General features: G+C 61.3%; 22 protein-coding genes and 2 tRNA genes. 9 read left to right on the top strand and 15 right to left on the bottom strand.

What is annotated here, in order from left to right:
• From tuf to AB5Y90_RS06820, 3 genes are all read right to left on the bottom strand, one after another.
• On the bottom strand, positions 1 to 1073 hold a 1073-nt coding region (tuf, locus tag AB5Y90_RS06830; RefSeq protein ID WP_021229319.1), incomplete at its 3' end, for an elongation factor Tu.
• Between the two features lie 168 nt (positions 1074 to 1241).
• Positions 1242 to 1316 (bottom strand) — tRNA-Gly (locus AB5Y90_RS06825).
• 38 nt (positions 1317 to 1354) lie between these two features.
• Positions 1355 to 1439: transfer RNA gene (locus tag AB5Y90_RS06820), tRNA-Tyr, on the bottom strand.
• Positions 1440 to 1702: 263 nt separating this feature from the next.
• Here AB5Y90_RS06820 and coaA point away from each other — a divergent pair.
• A complete protein-coding gene (gene coaA / locus AB5Y90_RS06815; protein ID WP_307895701.1) occupies positions 1703 to 2641 on the top strand; it encodes a type I pantothenate kinase in 939 nt (312 codons plus the stop codon).
• Between the two features lie 80 nt (positions 2642 to 2721).
• On the opposite strand, the gene birA is transcribed toward coaA, so the two are convergent.
• Both birA and murB read right to left on the bottom strand, forming a co-directional pair.
• A complete protein-coding gene (gene birA / locus AB5Y90_RS06810; protein ID WP_100647047.1) occupies positions 2722 to 3687 on the bottom strand; it encodes a bifunctional biotin--[acetyl-CoA-carboxylase] ligase/biotin operon repressor BirA in 966 nt (321 codons plus the stop codon).
• Complete coding sequence (gene murB / locus AB5Y90_RS06805; RefSeq protein ID WP_076495209.1) at positions 3684 to 4721, bottom strand: UDP-N-acetylmuramate dehydrogenase; 1038 nt, start codon at positions 4719 to 4721, stop codon at positions 3684 to 3686. The genes birA and murB overlap by 4 nt, the downstream gene beginning before the upstream one ends.
• A gap of 127 nt (positions 4722 to 4848) precedes the next feature.
• On the opposite strand from murB, the gene AB5Y90_RS06800 reads away from it, so the two are divergent.
• Complete coding sequence (locus tag AB5Y90_RS06800; protein ID WP_005339863.1) at positions 4849 to 5502, top strand: TrkA family potassium uptake protein; 654 nt, start codon at positions 4849 to 4851, stop codon at positions 5500 to 5502.
• Complete coding sequence (locus AB5Y90_RS06795) at positions 5499 to 6854, top strand: TrkH family potassium uptake protein (RefSeq protein ID WP_005341850.1); 1356 nt, start codon at positions 5499 to 5501, stop codon at positions 6852 to 6854. Before AB5Y90_RS06800 ends, AB5Y90_RS06795 begins: the two co-directional genes overlap by 4 nt.
• A gap of 41 nt (positions 6855 to 6895) precedes the next feature.
• Here the strand turns inward: AB5Y90_RS06795 and AB5Y90_RS06790 are convergent, their stop codons facing one another.
• Positions 6896 to 7726: a cupin domain-containing protein gene (locus AB5Y90_RS06790; RefSeq protein ID WP_368166723.1), complete on the bottom strand. Its 831-nt coding sequence runs from the start codon at positions 7724 to 7726 to the stop codon at positions 6896 to 6898.
• A gap of 101 nt (positions 7727 to 7827) precedes the next feature.
• On the opposite strand from AB5Y90_RS06790, the gene AB5Y90_RS06785 reads away from it, so the two are divergent.
• Positions 7828 to 8361 (top strand): carboxymuconolactone decarboxylase family protein, encoded by a 534-nt coding sequence (locus tag AB5Y90_RS06785; protein ID WP_268011119.1) that lies wholly within the window; start codon positions 7828 to 7830, stop codon positions 8359 to 8361.
• Between the two features lie 13 nt (positions 8362 to 8374).
• The gene (locus AB5Y90_RS06780; protein WP_307895705.1) at positions 8375 to 8815 is read left to right on the top strand and encodes a DUF417 family protein; all 441 of its coding nucleotides are present in this window, start codon (positions 8375 to 8377) and stop codon (positions 8813 to 8815) included.
• A gap of 40 nt (positions 8816 to 8855) precedes the next feature.
• Here AB5Y90_RS06780 and AB5Y90_RS06775 read toward each other — a convergent pair whose 3' ends face one another.
• The 3 genes from AB5Y90_RS06775 to AB5Y90_RS06765 all read right to left on the bottom strand — a co-directional run bounded on the left by AB5Y90_RS06775 (position 8856) and on the right by AB5Y90_RS06765 (position 13417).
• Positions 8856 to 10829, bottom strand: a complete 1974-nt coding sequence (locus AB5Y90_RS06775) for a DNA topoisomerase III (protein WP_307895707.1) — start codon at positions 10827 to 10829, stop codon at positions 8856 to 8858.
• A gap of 67 nt (positions 10830 to 10896) precedes the next feature.
• Positions 10897 to 11394 (bottom strand): response regulator, encoded by a 498-nt coding sequence (locus AB5Y90_RS06770; protein WP_013724182.1) that lies wholly within the window; start codon positions 11392 to 11394, stop codon positions 10897 to 10899.
• A 55-nt stretch (positions 11395 to 11449) separates the two neighbouring features.
• Positions 11450 to 13417, bottom strand: a complete 1968-nt coding sequence (locus AB5Y90_RS06765; RefSeq protein WP_307895709.1) for an ATP-binding protein — start codon at positions 13415 to 13417, stop codon at positions 11450 to 11452.
• Positions 13418 to 13693: 276 nt separating this feature from the next.
• Between AB5Y90_RS06765 and AB5Y90_RS06760 the strand changes: the two genes are divergently transcribed.
• Positions 13694 to 14824, top strand: a complete 1131-nt coding sequence (locus AB5Y90_RS06760; protein WP_005339847.1) for a NapC/NirT family cytochrome c — start codon at positions 13694 to 13696, stop codon at positions 14822 to 14824.
• Positions 14825 to 14847: 23 nt separating this feature from the next.
• The gene (torA, locus tag AB5Y90_RS06755) at positions 14848 to 17328 is read left to right on the top strand and encodes a trimethylamine-N-oxide reductase TorA (protein ID WP_307895710.1); all 2481 of its coding nucleotides are present in this window, start codon (positions 14848 to 14850) and stop codon (positions 17326 to 17328) included.
• An 82-nt stretch (positions 17329 to 17410) separates the two neighbouring features.
• Here the strand turns inward: torA and AB5Y90_RS06750 are convergent, their stop codons facing one another.
• From AB5Y90_RS06750 to AB5Y90_RS06735, 4 genes are read right to left on the bottom strand one after another with little or no spacing between them, the layout of a single operon-like run.
• Entirely contained in the window at positions 17411 to 17872 is a 462-nt protein-coding gene (locus AB5Y90_RS06750; protein ID WP_005339830.1) for a hypothetical protein, read from the bottom strand.
• A 41-nt stretch (positions 17873 to 17913) separates the two neighbouring features.
• Complete coding sequence (locus AB5Y90_RS06745; protein WP_005339828.1) at positions 17914 to 19263, bottom strand: sensor histidine kinase; 1350 nt, start codon at positions 19261 to 19263, stop codon at positions 17914 to 17916.
• A complete protein-coding gene (locus tag AB5Y90_RS06740) occupies positions 19260 to 19916 on the bottom strand; it encodes a response regulator transcription factor (RefSeq protein ID WP_005339826.1) in 657 nt (218 codons plus the stop codon). Before AB5Y90_RS06740 ends, AB5Y90_RS06745 begins: the two co-directional genes overlap by 4 nt.
• A 21-nt stretch (positions 19917 to 19937) precedes the next feature.
• Positions 19938 to 20276, bottom strand: a complete 339-nt coding sequence (locus AB5Y90_RS06735; RefSeq protein WP_021231456.1) for a PepSY domain-containing protein — start codon at positions 20274 to 20276, stop codon at positions 19938 to 19940.
• Positions 20277 to 20339: 63 nt separating this feature from the next.
• Between AB5Y90_RS06735 and AB5Y90_RS06730 the strand changes: the two genes are divergently transcribed.
• Positions 20340 to 20588, top strand: coding sequence for a PepSY domain-containing protein (locus AB5Y90_RS06730; protein ID WP_013724184.1), 249 nt, complete (start codon positions 20340 to 20342; stop codon positions 20586 to 20588).
• On the opposite strand, the gene msrQ is transcribed toward AB5Y90_RS06730, so the two are convergent.
• On the bottom strand, positions 20585 to 21211 hold the full coding sequence (gene msrQ, locus AB5Y90_RS06725; RefSeq protein ID WP_307895713.1) for a protein-methionine-sulfoxide reductase heme-binding subunit MsrQ: 627 nt from the start codon (positions 21209 to 21211) through the stop codon (positions 20585 to 20587). The two genes, AB5Y90_RS06730 and msrQ, sit on opposite strands and share 4 nt — an antisense overlap.
• Positions 21202 to 22203: a protein-methionine-sulfoxide reductase catalytic subunit MsrP gene (gene msrP / locus AB5Y90_RS06720; protein WP_139733394.1), complete on the bottom strand. Its 1002-nt coding sequence runs from the start codon at positions 22201 to 22203 to the stop codon at positions 21202 to 21204. Before msrP ends, msrQ begins: the two co-directional genes overlap by 10 nt.
• Positions 22204 to 22571: 368 nt before the next feature.
• On the opposite strand from msrP, the gene AB5Y90_RS06715 reads away from it, so the two are divergent.
• Positions 22572 to 23054, top strand: a complete 483-nt coding sequence (locus AB5Y90_RS06715; RefSeq protein WP_005339809.1) for a DUF1097 domain-containing protein — start codon at positions 22572 to 22574, stop codon at positions 23052 to 23054.
• Position 23055: the final 1 nt, after the last annotated feature.

The raw sequence follows: 23055 nt of genomic DNA, 5'->3' as shown, positions 1-23055 counted from the left end.
TTGATGTTGTCGCCCGGCATTACCATCTCTACGCCTTCCGGCAGTTCGATGGTACCGGTCACGTCGGTAGTACGGAAGTAGAACTGCGGACGGTAGCCTTTGAAGAACGGGGTATGACGACCACCTTCTTCTTTGGACAGTACGTACACTTCAGATTCGAACTTGGTGTGCGGCTTGATAGAACCCGGCTTGGCCAGTACCTGACCACGCTCTACGTCTTCACGCTTAACACCACGCAGCAGCGCGCCGATGTTCTCGCCTGCACGACCTTCGTCCAGCAGCTTGCGGAACATTTCAACACCGGTACAGGTGGTAGAAACGGTATCTTTGATACCAACGATTTCTACAGTCTCACCTACTTTAACGATACCGCGCTCTACACGACCGGTAACTACAGTACCACGGCCAGCGATAGAGAATACGTCTTCGATAGGCATCAGGAACGGCTGGTCAATCGCGCGCTCCGGCTCCGGGATGTAGGTATCCAGGTGGCCAGCCAGCTCGATGATCTTCTCTTCCCACTGAGCGTCGCCTTCCAGCGCTTTCAGTGCGGAACCACGAACTACCGGCAGGTCATCACCCGGGAAGTCGTACTCGGTCAGCAGTTCACGAACTTCCATCTCTACCAGTTCGAGCAGCTCTTCGTCATCAACCATGTCACACTTGTTCATGAACACGATCATGTACGGGATACCAACCTGACGACCCAGCAGGATGTGCTCACGAGTCTGCGGCATCGGGCCGTCAGTCGCTGCTACTACCAGGATCGCGCCGTCCATCTGGGCAGCACCGGTGATCATGTTTTTAACGTAGTCGGCGTGACCCGGGCAATCTACGTGGGCGTAGTGACGGGTAGCGGTGTCGTATTCTACGTGGGAGGTGTTGATGGTGATACCACGCTCACGCTCTTCCGGTGCCTTGTCGATCTGGTCGAAGGCGAAAGCTTTACCACCGAAGTGCTTGGCCAGCACGTTGGTGATAGCTGCAGTCAGGGTGGTTTTACCGTGGTCAACGTGGCCGATGGTACCCACGTTAACGTGCGGTTTATTACGCTCAAATTTTTCTTTAGACATGATCGTCCCTCTAAACTAACGCTGAGTACGCGGTGGCAAGCTAACCACAGAACAGTTTATATGATGGATTTGAATCTGGTGGGAAAGAAAGAGGTACTGATGGCTGGTTCGCTTGCCGAACTCACCCTAGGGTGCGGCTCTGCTAACGCCTGAGCCATATCAGCATCTTGGAGCGGGCAGCGGGAATCGAACCCGCATCATCAGCTTGGAAGGCTGAGGTAATAGCCATTATACGATGCCCGCATTTCTCTAACCCAAAGAACTCAAACCGCAGAGAAATATGGTGGAGGGAGAAGGATTCGAACCTTCGAAGGCAGAGCCGTCAGATTTACAGTCTGATCCCTTTGGCCGCTCGGGAACCCCTCCAGACGCCAGATTGTCACAACGGTAATTCTGCTTGCACCCGTTGTGTTTATCGCTTTTGCACGGCAAATAGACGACAGACAGTCAAGCGTCGCGCATTTTATTGTAAGGTTTTGGGGGATGCAACCATTGAACCCGGCAAAATATGCTTTATTGCTGGGAAGTTTGCAAAAAAGCGGGGGCAAACAAGCCAATCCTGCTGCGTCCCTTGTCGCTCCCCCACCCTTGGTGTATGGTCGCCGTGCCCAAGAAACAGTGATGACACCATGACGACAGAGCATAACCCCTATCTGCAATTCACCCGCGAACAATGGGCGTTATTGCGCGATTCGGTCCCCCTGACCCTGACCGAACACGATCTGCAGACCCTGCGCGGGATCAACGAGAAGGTGTCATTGCGGGAAGTGGAAGAGATCTATCTGCCTCTCTCCCGCCTGCTCAATCTCTATGTCAAAGCCAAACAGCGTCGCAGCCGGGTGCTGGAGCAGTTCCTCGGCCAGTCCCGCGGCAAGGGCACCTACATCATCAGCATTGCCGGCAGCGTGGCGGGGGGCAAAAGCACCACGGCCCGTATTCTGCAGGCCCTGCTGGAGCGCTGGCCGGAACATCCGCGGGTGGAGCTGGTCACCACCGACGGCTTCCTCTATCCCAACAAGGTACTGGAAGAGCGCGGCCTGATGCGTCGCAAGGGGTTCCCGGAATCCTACGATATCCGCAATCTGGTGGAATTTGTCGCCAATATCCGCGCCGGTCACGAGAAGGTCGAAGCGCCGGTTTACTCCCACCTTATCTACGACATCATTCCCGATGAGAAGAAGGTGGTGGAGCAGCCGGACATCCTGATCCTGGAAGGGCTCAATGTGCTGCAAAGCGGCATGGACTACCCTCAGGAGCCCCATCGGGTCTTCGTGTCGGACTTCGTCGACTTCTCCATCTATGTGGATGCCGATGCCGAACTGCTGCGTACCTGGTATATCGAACGCTTCCTGAAATTCCGCAGCGGCGCCTTCTCGGATCCCGACTCCTACTTCCATAACTACGCCAAGCTGGCGGAGAGTGAGGCGACCCAGATCGCCAGCAACATCTGGCAAGATATCAACTATCTGAATTTGCAAGAAAATATCCTGCCAACGCGTGAGCGTGCCAACCTGATCATGACCAAGGGCCATGAGCACGCCATCGAACAGATCAAGCTGCGCAAATGATGACTGCAGTTGCCGGATAACGAAGAGGGGGCCGCGGGCCCCCTCTTCTTGTTTGGTATCATGAGCGGCCTTGCTGACCCTCAGTCGCCCCGGCGCAGGGAGAGCTCGCCCCCCAGATAGAATTTGATCCCTTCAGCTGTCTCCAGTCGCAGGGCACCGCGATCGTCGATACCACGAGCGATGCCACGGATCTCCTGATCCCCCATCAGCAGGCGCACCGGGCGACCGGCAAAGTGATCGAGCCGGTTCCACTCATCGACAAAGCTTGCCAGCCCCTGCTGCTCAAAGGTGTGCAGCGCCCGCTGCAAATGGACGATCATCCGGGCTGCCAGCTGATTGCGATCCACCAGTTCCGGATTGATGTGGCGCAGCTCGGCCCAGGCCTGATCGATCTTCTCCCCTTCGCGGGCAGGCATCGCCAGATTGAGACCGATGCCGATCACCAGATGACAACTGGCCCCGGCACTGCCACTCATCTCCACCAGTATTCCCGCCAGCTTGCGGCCCTGATAGTAGAGGTCGTTCGGCCACTTGAGCTCGACCCCCTGATAACCAAGGGACTCCAGCGCTTCAACCACTGCCACGCCGACCGCCAGACTGAGCCCCATAGCCGCCGCCATGCCTTGTTCGAGTCGCCAGTACATGCTGAGGATCAGCTGGCAACCAAACGGCGAAATCCAGGGTTTGCCACGACGCCCGCGCCCGGCTGTCTGACACTCGGCCAGACAGCTCTCACCGGAGCGCAGCTCATTGACCCGATCCAGCAGGTGTTGGTTGGTCGAGCCAATGACCGGGAAACAGTGCACCGGCGCCATCGGGGCCAATGCCTGCAATGTAGCCTGATCATAGAGCGCCATCGGCACCGCCAGCCGGTAGCCCTTGCCGGTCAGGCTAAAGAGATCCAGCCCCAGCTCCTTGAGCGCCGCCATGTGTTTGCTCACCGCCGCCCGGCTGATACCGAGCTGCTCACCCAGCTGTTCGCCGGAGTGAAACTGGCCGTCGCTAAGCAGGGTGATCAGGGTCTGTCTGATGGGAGTCAACGTCATGAGAGCACCTCGTCGAGCCAGGTTTCACCATGCGCACCCATAAAGCGCACCTCGTGCTCCAGCACCACGCCAAACGTCTGCTCCACGCTGTCGCGGACATGGGCCGCCAGCGCGATCAGCTCCATGGCACTGGCGCCCCCCAGATTGACCAGCACCAGCGCCTGCTCCTGATGAACGGCGGCACGGCCAATGGCGAAACCTTTCAGCCCGCACTGATCGATGAGCCAGCCTGCCGCCAGCTTGGCCTGCCCTTCTCCGGCCGGATAGCAGGGCATCTGCGGGTAGCGCGCCTTGAGATTCTCCGCCAGCGCGGCAGGCACCACCGGATTCTTGAAGAAGCTGCCCGCATTGCCGAGCACCGCAGGATCCGGCAGTTTGGCCATGCGGGTGGCACAGACGGTATCGAAGATGGCCTGCGCCGAAGGCGCATCACCGAGCGCCGCCAGCGGGCCATAGCCCAGCACCGGTTGCCACGCCTTGGGCAGTTTGAGCCCGACGGCGGTGATCAGGTGGGAATCCTGATACTCGTGTTTGAAGATACTGTCGCGATAACCGAAGCGGCACTCTGCCGCCGCGATCCGTTCAATCTCGCCACTCTGCCAGTTGAACGCCTCGACATAGGCGCAGAAGTCGGCCAGCTCAACGCCATACGCACCGATGTTCTGCACCGGCGCCGCACCGACCGTGCCGGGAATCAGCGCCAGATTCTCCAGCCCGAACCAGCCCTGTTGCAAGGTATGGCGCACCAGCTGATGCCAATCTTCACCGGCCGCCACATGGAGCAACCAGTGATCGCCACCATCTTCAGCGGTAATCCCCTTGAGCCGGTTGAGCACCACCAGACCGAGAAAATCCGTGGTGAAGAGCATGTTGCTGCCGCCGCCCAGATTGAGGCGCGGCAGCTGGTTGAGCTGCGGGTCGGCACGCAGGGTCGCCAGATCGGCAACCTGCTCCACCTCGGCCAGCCAGAGGCAATACGCATCGAGGGCAAGGGTGTTGAGCTTCAACAAGGAGGCGTTGGCATTCAGTTTCATCGGTCTATCCCGGCTTGGTGCAAGGGCGCAGTCTACCTCAAGTTACCCCATGACGAAAAACCCGAGCCCTTTTCGGGGGAATAGCAGTGGTTTAGAGTAGGCGACTTCAACTGCTGAGGAATAACTCATGAACAACCAGTTTGCCGTCATCGGCCTGGGCCTGTTTGGCAGCGCGCTGTGCGAAGAGCTGCAACGGCAAGATGCCGAAGTACTGGCCATCGATATCGACGAGAGCAAGACCCGGCAAATCGCCGCCCTCTGCAATCACGTTATCGTGGCGGATGCCACCGATGAGGCCACCGTGGCCGAGCTGGGACTGGCCAATTTCGATATCGTCTTCGTTGCCATCGGTGACAACCTGGAGACCAGCATCCTCACCACCCTCGTCTTGAAAGAGGCAGGCGTGAAGAAGGTGTGGGTCAAGGCGCGCGACAAGTTCCACGCCAAGATCCTGCAGAAAGTGGGCGCCGACAAGGTGATCAACCCGGAGTGGGACATGGGCCGCCGGGTCGCCCAGAGCATGCTGGACAACCGGCTGTTCGACTATCTGGAGCTGGGCCACGACATGGTGCTGACCGAGTTCGTGATCGGCCTGCAACAGAACGGCCGGGAACTAGGCGACTTCCACCTGCTGCAGCAGAGCGATTTCCAGCTGCTCGCCATCAAGCGTGGTGACGTGCTGCACAACGTGCTGACCGGCAAGATGGAGCTGCAACTGGGCGACATCCTGATCCTGGCGGGCAACAAGCACGCCATCGACCACTGGCTCGAAACCCTATGATCAACTGGCGCAGCAGCTACGCCTTCGCCCTCCATCGGGAGCAGGACTCTCGCTGGAGCGAAGCCCGGCTGATCCTCGGTAGCTTTCTGATCATTCTGCTGATTGGCACCATCTTTCTGGTGCAACCCTCCAGCCACAATGGCGAGGTTACCTTCGTCAACGCCCTGTTTACCGCCACCTCGGCCATCAGCGTGACAGGTCTTGGCGTGGTGGATACCGGCACCGCCTTCACCCTGCAGGGGCAGATTTTCCTGCTGATGCTGATGGAGATCGGCGGTCTGGGCCAGATGACCATGACCCTGCTGCTCATCGCCATCTTCAGCAAGCGGGTCGGTCTGCGCCAACAGGTACTGGCCAAGGAGGCGCTGGGACAGGAGGGCTCGGTCAACATCATTCAGCTGGTCAAACGGATCGTGCTGTTCGCCTTTATCGCCCAATTGATCGGCACCGGCATCATGGCGATCCGCTGGGTGCCCGAGATGGGGTGGGTGCACGGCCTCTATGTCAGCTTCTTCCACGCAGTATCGGCCTTCAACAACGCCGGGTTTTCGCTGTTTGCCAACAACCTCATCGACTATAGAGACGACCCCATCATCAGCTTGACCATCGCCGGTCTGCTGATCCTGGGGGGGATCGGCTTTACCGTCATCGTCGATCTGGTGCGCAACCGCCGCTGGCGCAAGCTGAAGCTGCACAGCAAGCTGATGTTGCTGATGACCCCGGCGCTGCTGCTGGCCGGTACCCTGATGTTCTGGCTGCTGGAACACAACAACCCCGGCACCCTCGGCAAGGCAGGTATCGGTGGCCAGCTGCTGGCTGCCTTTTTCCAATCTGCCAGTGCCCGTACCGCCGGTTTCAATACCATAGATATCGGGCTGATGACCCCGGCGGCGCTGCTGTTCCTGATGATGCTGATGTTTATCGGTGCCGGTGCCACCTCGACCGGTGGCGGTATCAAAGTCACCACCTTCGCAGTCGTGCTGCTGGCGACCAAGGCGTTTCTGACCAAACGACCCCATGTCACCGCTTTTGGCCGCACCCTGTCGCCCCAGATCGTGACCCGCTCGCTGGCCATCATCATCGTCAGCACCATGGTGCTGATGCTGGCGATGTTCCTGCTGATGGTGACCGAGGATCTGCCGTTCGACAAAATCATGTTCGAGACCATCTCGGCATTTGCCACCGTCGGTCTCTCCACCGGCATCACCGCCTCCCTGAGCGAGCCGGGCAAGCTGATCCTGGTGCTGGTGATGATCTGCGGCCGTCTCGGCCCGCTGACCCTGGCCTTTATGCTGGCCCGCCCGGTCGAGACTCGCATCCGTTATCCGGAAGAGAACGTCTATACCGGCTGACCAGCCATGAACACGGGGCAGCCACTGGCTGCCCCGTTTTTTTATTCGGCTTGTTGCTGCGTCTTGAGCCAGCGCCCCGGGCTCACCCCCAGCTCCCGCTCGAATGCCCGACCAAAGGCAACACTGCTGCTATACCCCGCCCCCAGAGCCACCTGCACCATGGGCTCCCCCGTCAACAGTTGCTGGCAAGCGCGCGCCATGCGCCAGCGGGTTAGATAACCCAGCGGCGCTTGACCAACCCGCTCCTGAAACTTCGCGGCAAAGCGGGCCCGCGACATGCCGGCCTCCCGCGCCAGCGTGGCCACCGTCCAGGGTTCATCCCCACGCTGATGCATCACCGAGATCGCTTTGGCCAACTGGGGATCGGAAATACCTGCCAGCATCCCCTGCTGACACACCCCTTGCTCGACCAGATGACGCAGCAACAGGATCAACAGTACCTCCAGCAAGCGGGAGATCAGCGGATCCTGCCCGTAGCGGGGGTGAAACGCCTCGTCAAACAACTGGTTCAGCACCGGCGTCAGGGCAGGCAACTCCCTTAGCGGCAGCACCAGCGAGCCCGGTAATGCCAGTTGCAACGGCGATGCGCCCCCCTTGCCGAATGCGACATTGGCGTACACCAAATCACAACCCCCCAGCGTTCTGGGTTCAAGCTTGTGAGGACGTCCCCGAGGGAACAGGATCAGGGTCGGCTCATCGAGCAGCACGCTGGCTCCCCCCTCTTCACGCAGCATGACGGCACCGCTGCGCAGCAGATGAAGATGTCCACCACTCGGGTAATCATCACTGGAGGAGTTCTGGCACAGATTGCCGGCGAAGAAGATCTTGGCTTCGGGGGAGGCATGAACCAACAGGGCAGAGAGCGGATCCATATTTGAGACGAATAGTATTTATTTGCAGACGATGAGTGATAAACCGTATCACGAATAACAGCACACTGTCTCCCGTACCTTCACTACCACAGGAGAAGATCATGAGCCGTATCCAACCCGTATCCCAACCGCAACCCGCAGCCGCCCAGACCCTGGCCACCCTGCACCGCAATCTGGGTATGGTGCCCAACCTCTACGCCACCCTGGCCCACTCGCCAGCCCTGCTCAATGGTTTCCTGGCCTTTGCCGAGGCGCTTGGCAAGGGGCGTCTCACTGCCCCACAACGGGAGTTGCTGGCACTGGCCATAGGTCAAGCCAACGCCTGCCAATACTGTTTGTCTGCCCACACACTGCTCGCGGGCAAGGCCGGATTCTCGGCCCAGGAGATCCGGGCTGCCCGACTCGGCCAGGCCTCGGCTCCCCTTGATCACGCCCTGCTGCAACTGGCAACAGCGCTGGTCAGTCAGCGCGGGGTGATCAGTGACGAGCAGCTTGCTAGCGCCCGTGCCGCAGGCGTAGATGACGAGCTGCTGCTGGAGGTGCTCGGCCAGGTGGTGGTCAATACCCTGACCAACTATGGCAACCACCTGGCGGCGACCGAGATCGACTTCCCACCCGTCACTCTGACCCCTTAAACAAGGAGCCCCCATGCAGCAACATGACAAAGGCTTTCTGGTCGCTCTGGCGGGCGTGGTATTGACCCTGCTCTGGATCGGCGTCTTCAAGTTTACCCCGACAGAGGCCGCCGCCATCAAACCACTGGTAGCCAGCCACCCCTTGATGAGCTGGCTCTATGGCCCCCTGTCGGAACAGAGCGTATCGAACCTGATCGGGGTGGTCGAGATAGTGATCGCCATCGGGCTGGTCGTGGGTCTGTGGCAACCCCGCATCGGTTACTGGTGCAGCATGGGGGCTATCGTCACCTTCCTGGCGACGCTGAGCTTCCTGCTGACCCTGACAGGTGTCTGGAAAGTGGTTGATGGCGTGCCAGTCACCGAGTTCTTCCTGTTCAAGGATCTGGTGTTTCTCGGTGTGGTGCTGCACTACCAGCACAGGATCCGTGCCAGCTTGCCCACTCAGGCAGCCTGACAACAATGCCTTTGGCGCCCGGGATGGGCGCCTTTTTTCGTTATGCAGCCCTGGTCTGGCGCTTGCTGGCCGTCTTGCGCGGTCGGGGCCCGCCAGTCGTGCTGGCCGCCGGACTCTTGCGCCTGGTAAAACGCCGCTTGCCGGCACCCGGCGCCTCCTTGGGCAGGGCGCTGAAGCTGGCGCCGGAGTCCTGCCGCGCCCCTTCAATCAGGCCGTTGAGCTGCTCGGTGAGCGGGCCCATAAACTGCTGGTAGCTGCCGTGACGCTCGGCGATCTGGCCGAGGCTCTGCTCCCATAGCGCCGTCATATCCGGCGTGGTGGCGGTAGCTGGCAACGCCTGCACCAGCGCCCGCCCGGTCGGGGTCGCCTTGATGCTCTTGCCCTGACGCACCAGAAAGCGGCGCTTGAACAACAGGTCGATGATGCCTGCCCGGGTCGCTTCTGTGCCGAGGCCGTCTGTGTCGCGCAGGGTTTTGCGGATCTCGGGATCCTGCACATAGCGGGCGATGCCGGTCATGGCCGCCAGCAGAGTGGCATCGGTGAACGATTTGGGCGGCTGGGTCATCTTTTCCAGCAGTTCGCCCCGCTCGCACAGCAGTTGCTCCCCCTCTTTGAGAGCCGGCAATGTGCCCGCTTTCTCTTCGTCGTCATCCTCCTCCACCCCGAGCAGTGCCTTCCAGCCTGCCTTAAGGATGCGCCGCGCCTTGGCCTGAAACAGGCCACCGGCGATGCGCAGCAGCACCTTGCTGTCGTTGTATTCGAATGGGGGATAGAACTGAAGCAGGTACTGGCGGGCAATCAGGCCATAGAGCTTCGCCTCGTCGGCCCCCAGCGTGGCGGGGTTGCCCTGCTTCTCGGTGGGGATAATGGCGTGGTGGGCATCCACCTTGCTGTCGTTCCACGCCTTGCTGCGGATCTTGCCGTCTGCCTCGCTCACCGCCTTGGCCAGCGCGGGCGCAGTAGCGGCGATGGCGCCGCGCACCTGCTCGGCCCGCTTGAAATGGTCGGTCGGCAGATAGCGGCTATCGGAGCGCGGATAGGTGATGAGCTTGTGGCGCTCGTAGAGGCTCTGGCAGATATCGAGCACCCGCTTGGCATCCATGCCGAAGCGCTTGGCGGCATCGATCTGCAGGCTGGAGAGGTTGTAAGGCAGCGGCGCCGCCTGCTTGCGGGCCTGCTCCTCCACCGATTCGACTTGCGCAGGCTGGCCGTTGATCCGGCTCACCACCTTGTCGGCCAGCGCCCGGTTGAGCACCCGCCCCTCCTCGTCCTGCCACGGCAGACAGGCTTCCGATGGCAGCCACTTGGCGGTGAAGCGCTCGTTGCCCTCGGTCAGCAGATGGGCCAGCACCTCGTAGAAGGGTTTGGGCACGAAGGCCTCGATCTCGAGATCCCGCCGCACCACCAGCCCGAGCAGCGGGGTCTGCACCCGACCGACCGAGAGCAGCTCGCTGCAACCGGCCTTGCGCCCGAGCAGGGTATAGGCGCGGGTCATGTTGATGCCGTAGAGCCAGTCGGCCCGACTGCGGGCCAGTGCGGAAACCGCCAGCGGCACGAACTCCTTGTTATCCCTCAGTTTGTCGAGGGCGCGGCGCACCGCGGGCGGGTTAAGATCGCTAATGAGGCAGCGCTGCACCGGCTTGGTTTTCGGGTAGCCGAGAAAGTCGATCACCTCATCCACCAGCAACTGCCCTTCCCGGTCCGGGTCACCGGCGTTGACCACGCAGTCGGCCTGCTTGATCAGCCGCTTGATGACGGTGAGCTGGGTTTTGGTCTTGGGCTTGGCCACCAGCTGCCACTGGGCGGGGATGATGGGGAGATGCTCCATCCGCCACTGCTTGAAGGCGGCGTCATAGGCATCGGGCTCGGCCTGCTCCAGCAGATGGCCGATGCACCAGGTGACCACATCCCCCTGGGCTGTTTCGATAAAACCGTCGCCCTTCTTGTGGGGCTTGGGCAGGGCATCGGCAATGGCGCGGCCCAGCGTGGGCTTCTCGGCGATAAAGAGTCGCATCGGTGGCTACCTGCAATACTGTATATGCAGACAGTATACAACTGCCACCGCGAAAGCCCAACTTCCCCTATTCGTCGAACGGGTGATCGTGGATGGCGGCAAACAGCCGCGCCTGATTGAGCAGCGGCGCATAGTGGAAGGCATTTTCGCCATCTTCCGCCAGCAGATAGTCGGTCAACTGTTCGCGCACCGCCTCTTGCAGGGTCTCCAGCTTCCACGGCTTGGCGAGGTAGTAGTGCAACCCGCCGCGATTGACCGCTTCGACGGTGGCCTCCAGTCCCGCTTGTCCGGTCAGCAGCAATTTGCGGCTGGCGCGGGTGGTGGCACGCCGGTTCAGCTCCACCAGAAAATCGACCCCCAGGGTTCCCGGCATGATGTGGTCACAGAGGATCAGCGCCAGCTTGTTGCCGTCGCTCTCCCACTCCTCCACCACCGCTCGCGCCTCATCGACACTCTCGGCAGCCTCCAGCTCGAAGTGGGAACGGAACGGGGCAAGATCGTGGATCACCGCATCCAGCACCTCACGCTCATCGTCCACACACAGGATCAGATAGTGTTTGTTCATTGCTCCTCCTTGGCGACATGGTTTGGCACGCCGCGCGATTGATGCTGGCCACGGCTCAGGCCGCATGCTCCTTGTTGTGATGAGGTTCGCCCCCGTAACCGGCCTGCCCCATGCCGTCCAGCGGCAGACAGACCCGCATCCGGGTGTAACGGCCCGGTTCGGAGGCCACCTCAATCCGGCCGTGGTGCTGCTGAACTATCTGCAGCGAAACGCTCAGACCGATACCGAGGCCGAAATGGCCCTCCCGCTTGGTGGTGAAGTTGAGATCGAAGATCCGCTGCCACAGCTCGGGCTCGATGCCGCAACCGCTATCCTCTATCTCCACCATGACCCACTCGGAATCCAGCAATCCGGTACGGATGGTGAGTCGCCCCGGGCCGCTCATGGCATCCAGACTGTTGGCGATCAGGTTGGTCCACACCTGCTGCAGGGCGATGGGGTGACAGCGCACCAGCGGCAGCGGCTGGTACTCCTTGCAGAGCTCATGATGCTTGAGGCGGTTTTCGAAAATCATCAGGGTATCTTCCAGCCCCTCGTGCAGGTCAACCAGCGAGGGCTCGTCCCGATCCTGCCGGGCATACTGCTTGAGGCTCTTGACCAGATCGCCGATGCGACGGGCACACACCTCGATGTTGCGCAGGAAGCTGCCGGTCTGCTGGAACAGCTCCAGCCGGGAGAGCAGCGCCTCCCGCTCGTCGGCAGTGCGGCTGGCAAACCAGCGCTGCCAGTTCAGCTCGTCATCCAGATTCATCTGCACCGCCAGCCGCGCCTGCTGACGATCACCAAAGCGCCCCTCTGCCTGCCGGGTCTTGTCACGGATCTCGCTGGTCGAGACCGGCTGGGAGGAGAGCGCCTGACAGAGGGTCTGGTTGCCCAGCCCCTTGATGGGGGCAGGCAGCTCGAGATTGACCAGATCGGGGATGGCGGCCCGCAGGGTCTCGCTGCCACGGATAATGGCCGCCACCGGGTTGTTCAGCTCGTGGGCGACACCGGCCACCAGTTGACCCAGCATCGCCATCTTTTCGCTCTCCACCAGCTGGGCGTGAGCGGCATCGAGGGAATTGAGGGTCTGTTGCAGCCGCATCTCGGTGCGGATGCTGTTTTGCAGGCGGCGGTTGAAGTGGCGCAGCAGCAGGTTGGTAAAGGAGGGGAGCAGTTCGCTGCGCGCCTGCATCACCCGGGAGAATTGCAGCTTGTCGAGCTTGATCACCTCGGCACCGGTCAGGGTCACGCCGGTGGTGAAGGCGGGTTCGCCAGTCACAAATGACATGCCCCCCACCAGCGAACCGGTACGGTAGTGCACCACCTCCTGATCGATCCCCTGCTCGTCCCGCTTGCGCAGCACCACCTCCCCCTTGGCGATAAACCAGAGAAAGCTGTTGGGCTCCCCCTCGCGGGTCAGCACATGGCCCGGACTGTAGTGGCGGCAGACCCGCTCCTCGTCATTGCCCTCGAAAAACTGGTAGAGACCGTCGATCACCACCCGGGAGAGTTCTTCATCGCTGCAGTGGGTGTAATCCATAAAGCCCTGCCGATAGGCAGCCAACTGGCGATCGACATGGGCTCGCAGCAGCTTCTGGTTGTCGAGCACGGCGGCATAGCTCAGCAGATCCGCCTCGGGACGCTGCAATACAAAGTGGCTGGCCTGCTCGATCACCGCCCGGCGCAGGCTGCCATCGCGCCAGGGGCGTTGCAGGTAGTAGTCGAGACGACCTAGGTTCACCGCCTCGATGATCGATTTCATCTCCGGCTGGCTGCCGAGCAGGATCTTGCGGCACGCCTCGTGACGGCTGCCGAGGCGGATCAGAAAATCGGCCCCTCTCCCATCCCCCAGCTCGCTGTCACACACCACTACGGCGGGTGGCTGCCCCTTACGATCCAGCTCGTCCAGGGCCAGCTCAGCCGACCCCTGACCGACCACCACCACCAGCGCGAAATGGCCGAGCAGCGGAGCCAACTCCTGTTCGAATTCCGCCAGCAGTTGCACGTTGGCGGCGACACACAGCAGTGAGAAAGGGCTCATCAGCGACACTCCGTTGAGGCTCACTGCTCACTATATCAGCGAATCTTGTGGGGTTTTGCGAGGGGGCTAACAGCTGTCGCGGAAAGTGCACAAATAGATAAAACAGAAAACAACTGAATTTAATTCGACAAATATATCAATAACAAAATAAAAGACAAAATGTGACAGCAATCAAAAATATAAACCATGATGGAGGTCAACGCCTTATCCCTATCATTACTACTACTATTGGACTAGTACTATGTAGGTAATTATTGACCGTAGGAAAACGCCGCCATGATTGGAAAACTGATAAGAAAAACCTGGTTCTGGCTCCTGCTGCTCGGGGCCCTGCTGGGTGTCGCGGCACTGGGTGTCACCGTGACCGTGCTGCACAAGACCAGCTCCACCGAATTCTGCGTCTCCTGCCACTCCATGCAGACTCCGCTCGCCGAGTATCAGGGTAGTGTCCACTTCCAGAACACCAAGGGGATCCGCGCCGAGTGCGCCGACTGCCACATCCCGGGCGACCCCACCTCCTATCTGTGGACCAAGATCCGCGCCGTGAAGGATATCTATCACGAGGCGATCGGCACGCTCGACACCCCGGAAAAGTATGAAGCCCACAAGCTGCGGATGGCCCAATCCGTCTGGGACGAGCTGAAAGCCAACGACTCCGCCACCTGCCGCAGCTGCCACAGCTACGAGGCGATGGACATTCTGGCCCAGCGCCCCAATGCCCGCGCCGAGCACCCGGTCGCCATCAAGGAGGGCCAGACCTGTATCGACTGCCACCGCGGTGTCGCCCACATCATGCCTGACATGAGCGGCCTGGCAGCCGCCGGTGCCAGCGAGCTGGCGCAGGCTGCGGCCCAGACTCCGGCCAATGTCACAACCCGTTACGCCATCGCCACCACCCCGCTGTTCCTCGATGCCGCCGCCAAGACCGACGAAGGCACCCTGATGCCCTCCACCAAGGTGGAAGTGCTGGCCAACGAAAACGGCCGCGCCAAGGTACAGATCGAAGGCTGGCAACAGGATGGCGTGAGCGAAGTGTTCTACGCCGCACCGGGCAAGCGGATCCTCAGCGTGCTGGTCGGCGATGCCGCCAAGAAAGCGCTGGTCACCGGCCAGAGCGAAACCGACAGCGCCACCAACCTCACCTGGCATCAGGTCAAGCTGACCGCCTGGGTCGACCAGAGCCAGCTCATCGGCGATCAGGGCAAGCTGTGGCAATACGCCTCCACCCTGATGTCCAACAACTGTACCGGCTGCCACGGCCTCACCGCACTGGATCACTTCAATGCCAACCAGTGGATCGGCGTCATCAAGGGGATGGAATCTCGTACCTCCCTGACCCCGGAACAGGCTCGCATGTTGACCCAGTATGTCCAGAAACACGCCAGTGACATGAGCGCGGCCCACTAAGGCTGGCACAGAGGATAACCGTTATGACTTTTTTCAATGACAAGAAGACCAATCTGTCCCGCCGCAACCTGCTCAAGGGGCTCGGCGCCTGCGCAGCCCTGCCCCTGCTCGGCGGTATTTTTCCCAAGAGTGCGCTGGCGCAAGCCATCAGCACCGCATTGAGCCAGTTCCCGACTCTGGTGCCCGCCCAGAAGGGCATTCTGACCGGCGCCCACTGGGGGGCTTTCGAGGCGATCGTCGAGGATGGCCGCATGGTGCGCGTCCAGCCGGTGGCCGATGATCCGGCGCCGAACGATCTCATCGATATGGCGCCGTTCCAGGTGCATGCCAAGAACCGCATCAAGTACCCCATGGTACGCAAGAGTTGGCTGGAGCACGGCCCGGGTGCCAAGCCCGAGCTGCGCGGTACCGACGAGTGGGTACGAGTGAGCTGGGACAAGGCGATCGAACTGGTGGCCGGTGAAATCCAGCGGGTGCAGAGTGACTTCGGCCCGCAGGCGATCCACGCCGGATCCTACGGCTGGAAGAGCGTCGGCATGTTCCACAACAGCCGCACCCTGCTGCACCGCCTGATGAACCTCTCCGGCGGTTTCACCGGTTATGCCGGTGACTACTCCACCGGTGCGGCTCAGGTGATCATGTCCCATGTGATGGGCTCCATCGAGGTGTACGAGCAGCAGACTGCCTGGCCCAACGTGGTGGAGAACGCCGAACTGGTGGTGCTGTGGGGGGTCAACGCCCAGGTCACCCTGAAGAACAGCTGGAACATGCCGGATCACGAGGGTCAGGCCGGCTTCATGGCGCTGAAAGAGAAGGGCACCCGCGTCATCAGCATCGATCCCATCTACAACGAGACCGCCAAGCTGGTCGGCGCCGAGTGGATTGCGCCGAACGCCTACACCGACGTGGCCATGATGCTGGGTGTGGCTCACACCCTCTACAGCGAGAAGAAGCACGATCAAGCTTTCCTCGATCGCTACACCGTCGGCTTCGACAAGTTCCTGAACTACCTGCTCGGCAAGGATGACGGCCAACCGAAGAGCGCCGAGTGGGCGAGCAGCGTCTGCGGCGTCGATGCCAAGGTGATCCGCCAGCTGGCCCTCGACATGGCCGCCAAGCGCACCATGATCATGGCCGGTTGGGGCATGCAGCGTCAGCAGCACGGCGAACAGCCGAACTGGATGCTGGTCACGCTGGCCTCCATGCTGGGCCAGATCGGCCTGCCGGGCGGCGGCTATGGCTTCAGCTACCACTACTCCTCCGGTGGCAGCCCCACCGCCAAGGGCGGCATTCTGGCGGGTATCTCCGCCGGCAACGCACCGAAGAACAGCCCGGCACCGATCCCGGTGGCCCGCATTGCCGACTGTCTCGCCAACCCGGGCAAGACCATCGACTTCAACGGCCGCAAGGTGACCTATCCGGACATCAAGCTGGTCTACGTGGCGGGCGGCAACCCCTTCCACCACCATCAGGACACCAACAACCTGCTGCAGGCGTGGCGCAAGCCGCAGACCGTGATCGTTCACGAGCCTTACTGGACCGCTACCGCCAAGCACGCCGATATCGTGCTGCCGGTCACCACCAGCTACGAGCGCAACGATCTGGAGATGGGCGGCGACTACTCCCAGCGCTATGTGTTCCCGATGCACCAGTGCGTCCCGCCCCAGCACGAGTCCCGCAATGACTTCGACATATTCAGCGCCATCGCCGCCAAGCTGGGCGTGCAGGAGCAGTACACAGAAGGGAAGGACGAGATGCTGTGGCTCAAGCAGATGTACGACGGCATGGCAGCGCAGGCCCGCGGCGCCCGCGTGGCGCTGCCGCCGTTCAACATGTTCTGGGAATCCAACAACTACATCCGCTTCCCGATCCCCGAAGCGAACCGCCAGTGGATCCGTCACGCCGATTTTCGCGAGAACCCGCTGCTCAACCCGCTCGGCACCCCGTCCGGCAAGATCGAGATCTTCTCCAACACGGTGGCGGGGATGGGTTATGCCGACTGCGCCGGTCATCCCAAGTGGTATGAGCCCAAAGAGTGGGTGAAGAGCGAGGTGGCGGCGCGCTATCCGCTGTCGCTCAACACCTCCCACCCGACCCAGCGGCTGCACTCCCAGCTCGACAACACTCCACTGCGGGACAAGTTCGCCATCGCCGACCGCGAAGCGATCATGATCCATCCCGCCGATGCCAAGGCTCGCGGCATCGCCCAGGGGGATCTGGTGCGCGCCTTCAACGAGCGCGGCCAGATCCTGGTGGGCGCCCTGCTCTCCGAAGATGTGCGTCAGGGGGTGGTGCGGATCTGCGAAGGGGCCTGGTATGACCCGGCCAAGCCGGGCGAAGCGGGCAGCATCTGCAAGAACGGCAACGTCAACTGCCTCACCTTCGACGAAGGCTCATCCAGTCTGGCGCAAGGCAACTGCGGCCACATGGCCCAGCTGCAGATCGAGAAGTACACAGGCCCTGTGCTGGCCAACACCGCCCACGCGGTACCGGCCAATGGCTAAGGCGATTGCCACCCAATAAAAACGGCGCCATCAAGGCGCCGTTTCTTTATCTGTCTGCCAAAGCGCAGGCATGGGGATGGGTTTAGAACTCCCCTTCCTCCATATACTCCTGCGCGCACTCCACCAATTGCGGCCACAGCTCTTCCGGCACCCATGCGTCCGGGTCATCTTCGTCCCCGTCGTACTGGCTCCAGAAATAGCGGCGCAGGCCGGAGGCAAACTCGTCACTGATCTCGGCCAGCTCCGAAAGCGGCCCCAACCAGGCGATGCGGCGCAGGCCGGAGGCGAGATCGTTGATGGCATCCATCAGGGTGCGATCGTCGAAGCTCTGCTCCACCAACAGGGTGAAGCGCTCGCGCGCCTGCTCGGTCTGCTCCTCGTCCAGCTCGCCCACATCGGCCAGCAGGTCGACAAAATCTTCCAGAAGGAACGCGATCAGGCCATCCCTGTCTTCAAACCACTGGATCTGGGCGCCCTTGACCCCCAGCACAGAGGCGTCAAACGAATCGTCAAGGTGACACAGTGCCCACGGATCGTCGGTCATGCTTCTCTTCCTCAGGCTAAAACAAATGCCATATGTTATGCCTAGCTCTCGACTCTTGCCACCTTGGGCAACGAGAGGGAGGCGGCCAGACCGCCCAGTTCGGCGCGGCCCATGATGAAACTGCCCCGATAGGCTTCAGCCAGATCGGAGACGATGTTGAGACCCAGGCCCGAGCCCGGCACCTTCTCGTCGAGCCGCACCCCGCGCAGCACCGCCTTGGCGATCTGATCTTCGCTCATGCCGGGGCCGTCATCCTCGATACGCAAGGTGATCCAGCCACCCAGCTCGGCGCTGGAGATGCGCAGCTCGCTGGCTGACCACTTGAAGGCGTTCTCCAACAGGTTGCCCACCATCTCGTCGAAGTCCTGCTCCTCCACCCCGACCGCCAGATTGGCGGGCACCTGCAGATCCACCGTCTTGCCCGGATAGAGGCGGGAGAAGGCGCGGCAGATGTACTCCACCCGCGCCCGCACCGGGGTCGAGACCCCGAGGATCTTGGCGGCGCCGGTCACCCGCGCCTTGCCGAGGTGGTAATCGATATGGCGCTGGATCTGGTCGAGCTGCTCGCCGATGGCGGCCTGATCCTCCGGCGGCAATTGAGCCACCTGATTGCGCATGATGCTGAGCGGCGTCTTGAGAGCGTGGGCCAGATTGCCGGTGTGGGAGCGCGCCCGCTGAAGCAGCTCGCCGTAGTGGTGCAGCAGCCGGTTGATATCCTCCACCAGCGGCTGGATCTCCAGCGGATAGCGCAGCCGAAACCCCTCCTGATGACCCTCGTGAACCCGCCCCAATTCGCGGCGCAGCAGGTGCAGCGGCCGCAAGCCGTAGACGATCTGGAACATGAAGCCGAGCACCAGACCGGCGGCAGCAAAGCCGAGACCGAGGAACAGGCTGATGCGGGTCTTGTTGAGGGTCTGGGTCAGGGCACTGCTGTCCTTGGCCATCACCAGAGTGAACACCCGATCCGAACCGGGCAGCAGCACGGTGCGGGTCATGATCAGCAGGGGCTCCTTGTTGGGCCCCTTGCCGACGAAGAGGTCGGGATCGCCAAAGGCGGACTTGAGGCCATCGCTCTTCAGGTTGGTATCCCACAGGGAACGGGAGCGCCCCACCACATCGCGGCCCAGCTCCAGCTGCCAGTAGTAGCCGGAGTAGGGTTGATTGAAACGGGGATCGGAGAGGGAGCCGGTGACCACCGGCAGGCCGGTTTTGGCCACTTCCAGCCGGGAGAGCAGATCATAGAGCTGCAGGCGCAGACCGTCGGCCTCCGCCTCCTGCCAGTAGTTGCGCATCATGGTCTGCAGGCTGAAACCGGTGGCGAACAGAAACAGCCCGCACCACACCAGCGCGATGGCGACCAGTCGCCCCCGCAGGGTTCTGACCAGCCTCATTCGTTGATCCGGTACCCGAGGCCGCGCACTGTTTCAATCAGATCGGGGTTGGTTTTCTTGCGGATCCGGCCGATGAACACCTCCACGGTATTGGAGTCGCGGTCGAAATCCTGAGCATAGATGTGGTCGATCAGCTCGCTGCGCGACACCACCTTGCCCCTGTGCTGCATCAGGTAACCGAGCACCCGGAACTCGTGGGCGGTCAGTTTGATGGGGGTCCCTTCGTACCACACCTGCGACGCCGCCATGTCGAGCCGCACCCCGCCGATCTCCAGAATGGAGCTGGCGTTGCCCGCTGCCCGGCGCACCAGTGCATGGACCCGCGCTACCAGCTCGGCCACCTGGAACGGCTTGGTGAGGTAGTCATCGGCACCGGCGTTGAGCCCCTCGATCTTCTCGTGCAGCTGGCCACGGGCGGTCAGCACCAGCACCGGGGTATCGATCCCCTTGCTGCGCCACTCTTTCAGCACGCTCAGGCCATCGCGCCCCGGCAGGCCGAGGTCGAGAATGATGGCGTCGTAGGGTTCGGTCTCACCGAGGAAACCGGCCTCGTTGCCGTCGTGGCAGAGGTCGGTGACAAAGCCGGAGAGGCGCAGCTGTTCGGCCAGCTGGCCAGCCAGAATTTTTTCGTCTTCAACAATCAGAATTCGCATGAACAGGCTTCCACACAGGGGTTATTCATCATCCTCGACCGGGGGCTTTGGCGGTTCGAACAACCGCTCCAGATGGTGGCCCTTGGCCCACACCAGCTCAAGGTTGTCAGCCCGATAGGCCACCTTGATTACGCTGTTCTCCCGATCGATGACTCGCAGTTCATAGAGCCAGATACCATCCTCTTCCCCCAGATCCACCCGCAACACCCGCACCGGCAATCTGGCCGCCACCGCCATCATTTCATGGAAGGGCCGAACCCGTCCCTCATGGACAGCTTGCTGCAGCTGGGCTTCATCAGGCGTGACCGCCTGTGCCAGCAACGGCAGCAATAACCCAAGCAGAGGGAGCGCTCTATTCATGGATGATTCATCTCCAAAAACCTAACATAATGGCGTTTATAGTCTGCCAGCCATGAATCCGGAATGAATATGATCCCGCGCAGTTTCCTGCTGATCCTTTGCCTGTTGAGTGCCACAAGCTGGGCGGCCCAGAGCCGTCTCGACATGGCCGGGCTGGTCAAACTCCTGCTGGCGCAAGGGTATCACGACATTCGGGAAGTGGAGCTGGAAGGGGACAAATTCGAGGTCAAAACCCTCAATCGCCAGGATCAGAAGGTGCATCTCATCGTCGATGCCTACACTGGCGAGATCAAACAACAAGAGGCCGATTAGGCCTCTTTTGCATTCCAGCGTCCCCGCATGGGGCGCAGCAGCTTCTCCCGCCTCGGCCAGAGCAGGGTGCAGGCCAGCAGCAGGTAAATGAGAGGCTCCCCCCAACCGCTCTTGAGCGACCACCAGTAATGCACCGGCACCAGCAGGGCGATGGCATAGACCCAGTTGTGCAGCTTCTGCCATGCGGCACCCATGCGGCGCTGCAATGCGGGCAGCGAGGTGATGCTGAGGGCGGCCAGCAGCAACAGTGCCACCATCCCCACCACTATATAGCTGCGCTTGACCAGCTCGCCGCCAATCAGGCCCCAGTCAAACTGCAGATCCAGCCCCAGCCACGCCATAAAGTGGAGCAGCGCCCAGGCAAAACACCAGAGCCCGAGGGGGCGGCGCAGCTTGATGAGCTGCCCCTGCCGCCAGCGCTTGGCCAGCGGTGACACCAGCAGGGTGAGCAGCAGCAGGTTGAGCGCCCCCTTGCCGAGGTAGTGGATAAGCTCGGGCACCGGATCGCCCCCCAGCAGGCCTGCCGGAATGGCAAACCCCAGCCAGAGCAGGAAGCCGAGAGCGCCCAGATGCACCAGTGCCCGCAAGCCGTTGATATGGGCCGGTTTCAATCTCAGTACCATTGGCGCAGATCCATCCCCTGATAGAGCGAGGCGACTTCGTCACCATAGCCGTTGAACATCAGGGTCGGCTGGCGCTTGGCACCAAATACTCCACCCTCGCCAATAAAGCGCTCGCTGGCCTGACTCCAGCGCGGGTGATCCACCTGCGGATTGACGTTGGCGTAGAAGCCATATTCGTTGGGAGCCAGCAGGTTCCAGGTGGTGGGCGGCATCTCCTCCACCAGCCGGATCGAGACGATGCTCTTGATGCTCTTGAAGCCGTACTTCCACGGCACCACCAAGCGGATCGGCGCGCCATTCTGGGCGGGCAGGGTCTTGCCATAGAGCCCCATCGCAAGGAAAGAAAGAGGATGCATCGCCTCGTCGATACGCAGCCCCTCCACATAGGGATACTCGATGCCGCCCCCCAGACTGGAGGCCTGACCCGGCAGCTGTTTCGGATCAAACAAGGTTTCGAAGGCGACAAACTTGGCACGACTGGTGGGCTCGGCACGGCGGATGATCTCCGCCAGCGAGATGCCATTCCAGGGCAGTACCATGGACCAGGCTTCGACACAGCGCAGTCGGTAGATCCGCTCCTCCAGCTCGCTCTTGTTGATGAGGTCCCACACATCGAGGGTAAAAGGCTTGGCCACCTCCCCCTCCACCTTGAGGGTCCAGGGTTCGGGCTTGAGGTAATGGCCGTTGCGAGCCGGGTCGGACTTGTCGGTGCCAAGCTCATAGAAGTTGTTGTAACTGGTGGCCTTCTCTTCCGGTGTCAGTACCAGATTGGCCGGGCGATCGGCAGGCTTGCTGTTGAGCGGTTTGGTGGCTAATTGGGGAGCATCCTCTTTACCGCGCAGCAGATCGAGTACACCGGCCTGAGTGGGAAACGCCAGAGTAGCCGCGCCCAGACCCAGCCCCTTGAGAATAAGGCGGCGGTCCTGATAGACGGCTTCCGGGGTGACATCCTGTTCGGTGAGGGGGTGGGCGGTACGACGCTTGATCAACATGAAAAACTCCCGGGGCTGAGTGAGGCAGTATGGATAAGACCCGCCCCGGCAGATTTTTATTTCACACAAATTTACATCATGTGGTGCAGGGGCAGTGCCTTGGCCATGGTGCCGACCAGAAACAGGACTACGAACACCAGCAGGGGAACGATCACATTTGGCGCCATCAGACTCACTCCATGAGCAGGACAGGGCCTCTAACTATGGCCGACTGTCAGGCCGGTCACCAATGAATTTTTTTCGCGAGCGCAAGCGTATTCCTGAGTTGAAAAGGGTGATGAAGATCACACACAATTCGGCCCCCGCTTGCCGCCCCGATTGCCGGGGGTAGGCTGCCCATTTTGCGAAGCCAACTGAAGAGTCGCCCCATGAGCCCACTGATCGCCATCGCCATCACCACTGGAATTCTCTCCGCCGTCTGGGGCTGGATTGCCGTCGCGTTCGGCCTTATCTCCTGGGTCGGCTTTCTCGGCTGCACCAGCTATTTCGCGTCAAGCGGCGGCTACAAGGCGCTGCTGCAGACCATCTTCTGTAACACCAGCGGCATGCTGTGGGCACTGCTGCTGATCCATGGCGACAGTCTGTGGGGAGCGGGTGTGGCGGGTTATGTGATGACGGGGGTGGTCGCAACCCTGATGTGCGTACAGGCCAAGCAGCAGTGGCTCGGCTACATTCCCGGCACCTTTGCCGGTTGCTGTGCCACCTTCGGGGCGGCTGGCGAGTGGAGGCTGATCCTGCCCTCCCTCATCATTGGCGCCTTGTTCGGTTACCTGATGAAGGCGAGCGGCCTCTGGCTCTCCCATAAAACCCAGAAAGCTGACGCCGCTCCGGCGGTGGTTGATCCCGCCTGAT

The sequence above is a fragment of the Aeromonas sp. R4-1 genome, from assembly GCF_040908325.1.
Lineage (GTDB): Bacteria > Pseudomonadota > Gammaproteobacteria > Enterobacterales > Aeromonadaceae > Aeromonas > Aeromonas veronii.
Note: the sequence above shows the minus strand (reverse complement) of the source record. Positions and strands in the feature narration are given on the sequence as shown.

What these genes read in the sequence shown, in the direction of transcription:
- coaA (WP_307895701.1), top strand. Translation starts at nt 1,703, where the DNA reads ATGACGACAGAGCATAACCCCTATCTGCAATTCACCCGCGAACAATGG.
- birA (WP_100647047.1), bottom strand. Translation starts at nt 3,687, where the DNA reads ATGACGTTGACTCCCATCAGACAGACCCTGATCACCCTGCTTAGCGAC.
- murB (WP_076495209.1), bottom strand. Translation starts at nt 4,721, where the DNA reads ATGAAACTGAATGCCAACGCCTCCTTGTTGAAGCTCAACACCCTTGCC.
- AB5Y90_RS06800 (WP_005339863.1), top strand. Translation starts at nt 4,849, where the DNA reads ATGAACAACCAGTTTGCCGTCATCGGCCTGGGCCTGTTTGGCAGCGCG.
- AB5Y90_RS06795 (WP_005341850.1), top strand. Translation starts at nt 5,499, where the DNA reads ATGATCAACTGGCGCAGCAGCTACGCCTTCGCCCTCCATCGGGAGCAG.
- AB5Y90_RS06790 (WP_368166723.1), bottom strand. Translation starts at nt 7,726, where the DNA reads ATGGATCCGCTCTCTGCCCTGTTGGTTCATGCCTCCCCCGAAGCCAAG.
- AB5Y90_RS06785 (WP_268011119.1), top strand. Translation starts at nt 7,828, where the DNA reads ATGAGCCGTATCCAACCCGTATCCCAACCGCAACCCGCAGCCGCCCAG.
- AB5Y90_RS06780 (WP_307895705.1), top strand. Translation starts at nt 8,375, where the DNA reads ATGCAGCAACATGACAAAGGCTTTCTGGTCGCTCTGGCGGGCGTGGTA.
- AB5Y90_RS06775 (WP_307895707.1), bottom strand. Translation starts at nt 10,829, where the DNA reads ATGCGACTCTTTATCGCCGAGAAGCCCACGCTGGGCCGCGCCATTGCC.
- AB5Y90_RS06770 (WP_013724182.1), bottom strand. Translation starts at nt 11,394, where the DNA reads ATGAACAAACACTATCTGATCCTGTGTGTGGACGATGAGCGTGAGGTG.
- AB5Y90_RS06765 (WP_307895709.1), bottom strand. Translation starts at nt 13,417, where the DNA reads ATGAGCCCTTTCTCACTGCTGTGTGTCGCCGCCAACGTGCAACTGCTG.
- AB5Y90_RS06760 (WP_005339847.1), top strand. Translation starts at nt 13,694, where the DNA reads ATGATTGGAAAACTGATAAGAAAAACCTGGTTCTGGCTCCTGCTGCTC.
- torA (WP_307895710.1), top strand. Translation starts at nt 14,848, where the DNA reads ATGACTTTTTTCAATGACAAGAAGACCAATCTGTCCCGCCGCAACCTG.
- AB5Y90_RS06750 (WP_005339830.1), bottom strand. Translation starts at nt 17,872, where the DNA reads ATGACCGACGATCCGTGGGCACTGTGTCACCTTGACGATTCGTTTGAC.
- AB5Y90_RS06745 (WP_005339828.1), bottom strand. Translation starts at nt 19,263, where the DNA reads ATGAGGCTGGTCAGAACCCTGCGGGGGCGACTGGTCGCCATCGCGCTG.
- AB5Y90_RS06740 (WP_005339826.1), bottom strand. Translation starts at nt 19,916, where the DNA reads ATGCGAATTCTGATTGTTGAAGACGAAAAAATTCTGGCTGGCCAGCTG.
- AB5Y90_RS06735 (WP_021231456.1), bottom strand. Translation starts at nt 20,276, where the DNA reads ATGAATAGAGCGCTCCCTCTGCTTGGGTTATTGCTGCCGTTGCTGGCA.
- AB5Y90_RS06730 (WP_013724184.1), top strand. Translation starts at nt 20,340, where the DNA reads ATGAATATGATCCCGCGCAGTTTCCTGCTGATCCTTTGCCTGTTGAGT.
- msrQ (WP_307895713.1), bottom strand. Translation starts at nt 21,211, where the DNA reads ATGGTACTGAGATTGAAACCGGCCCATATCAACGGCTTGCGGGCACTG.
- msrP (WP_139733394.1), bottom strand. Translation starts at nt 22,203, where the DNA reads ATGTTGATCAAGCGTCGTACCGCCCACCCCCTCACCGAACAGGATGTC.
- AB5Y90_RS06715 (WP_005339809.1), top strand. Translation starts at nt 22,572, where the DNA reads ATGAGCCCACTGATCGCCATCGCCATCACCACTGGAATTCTCTCCGCC.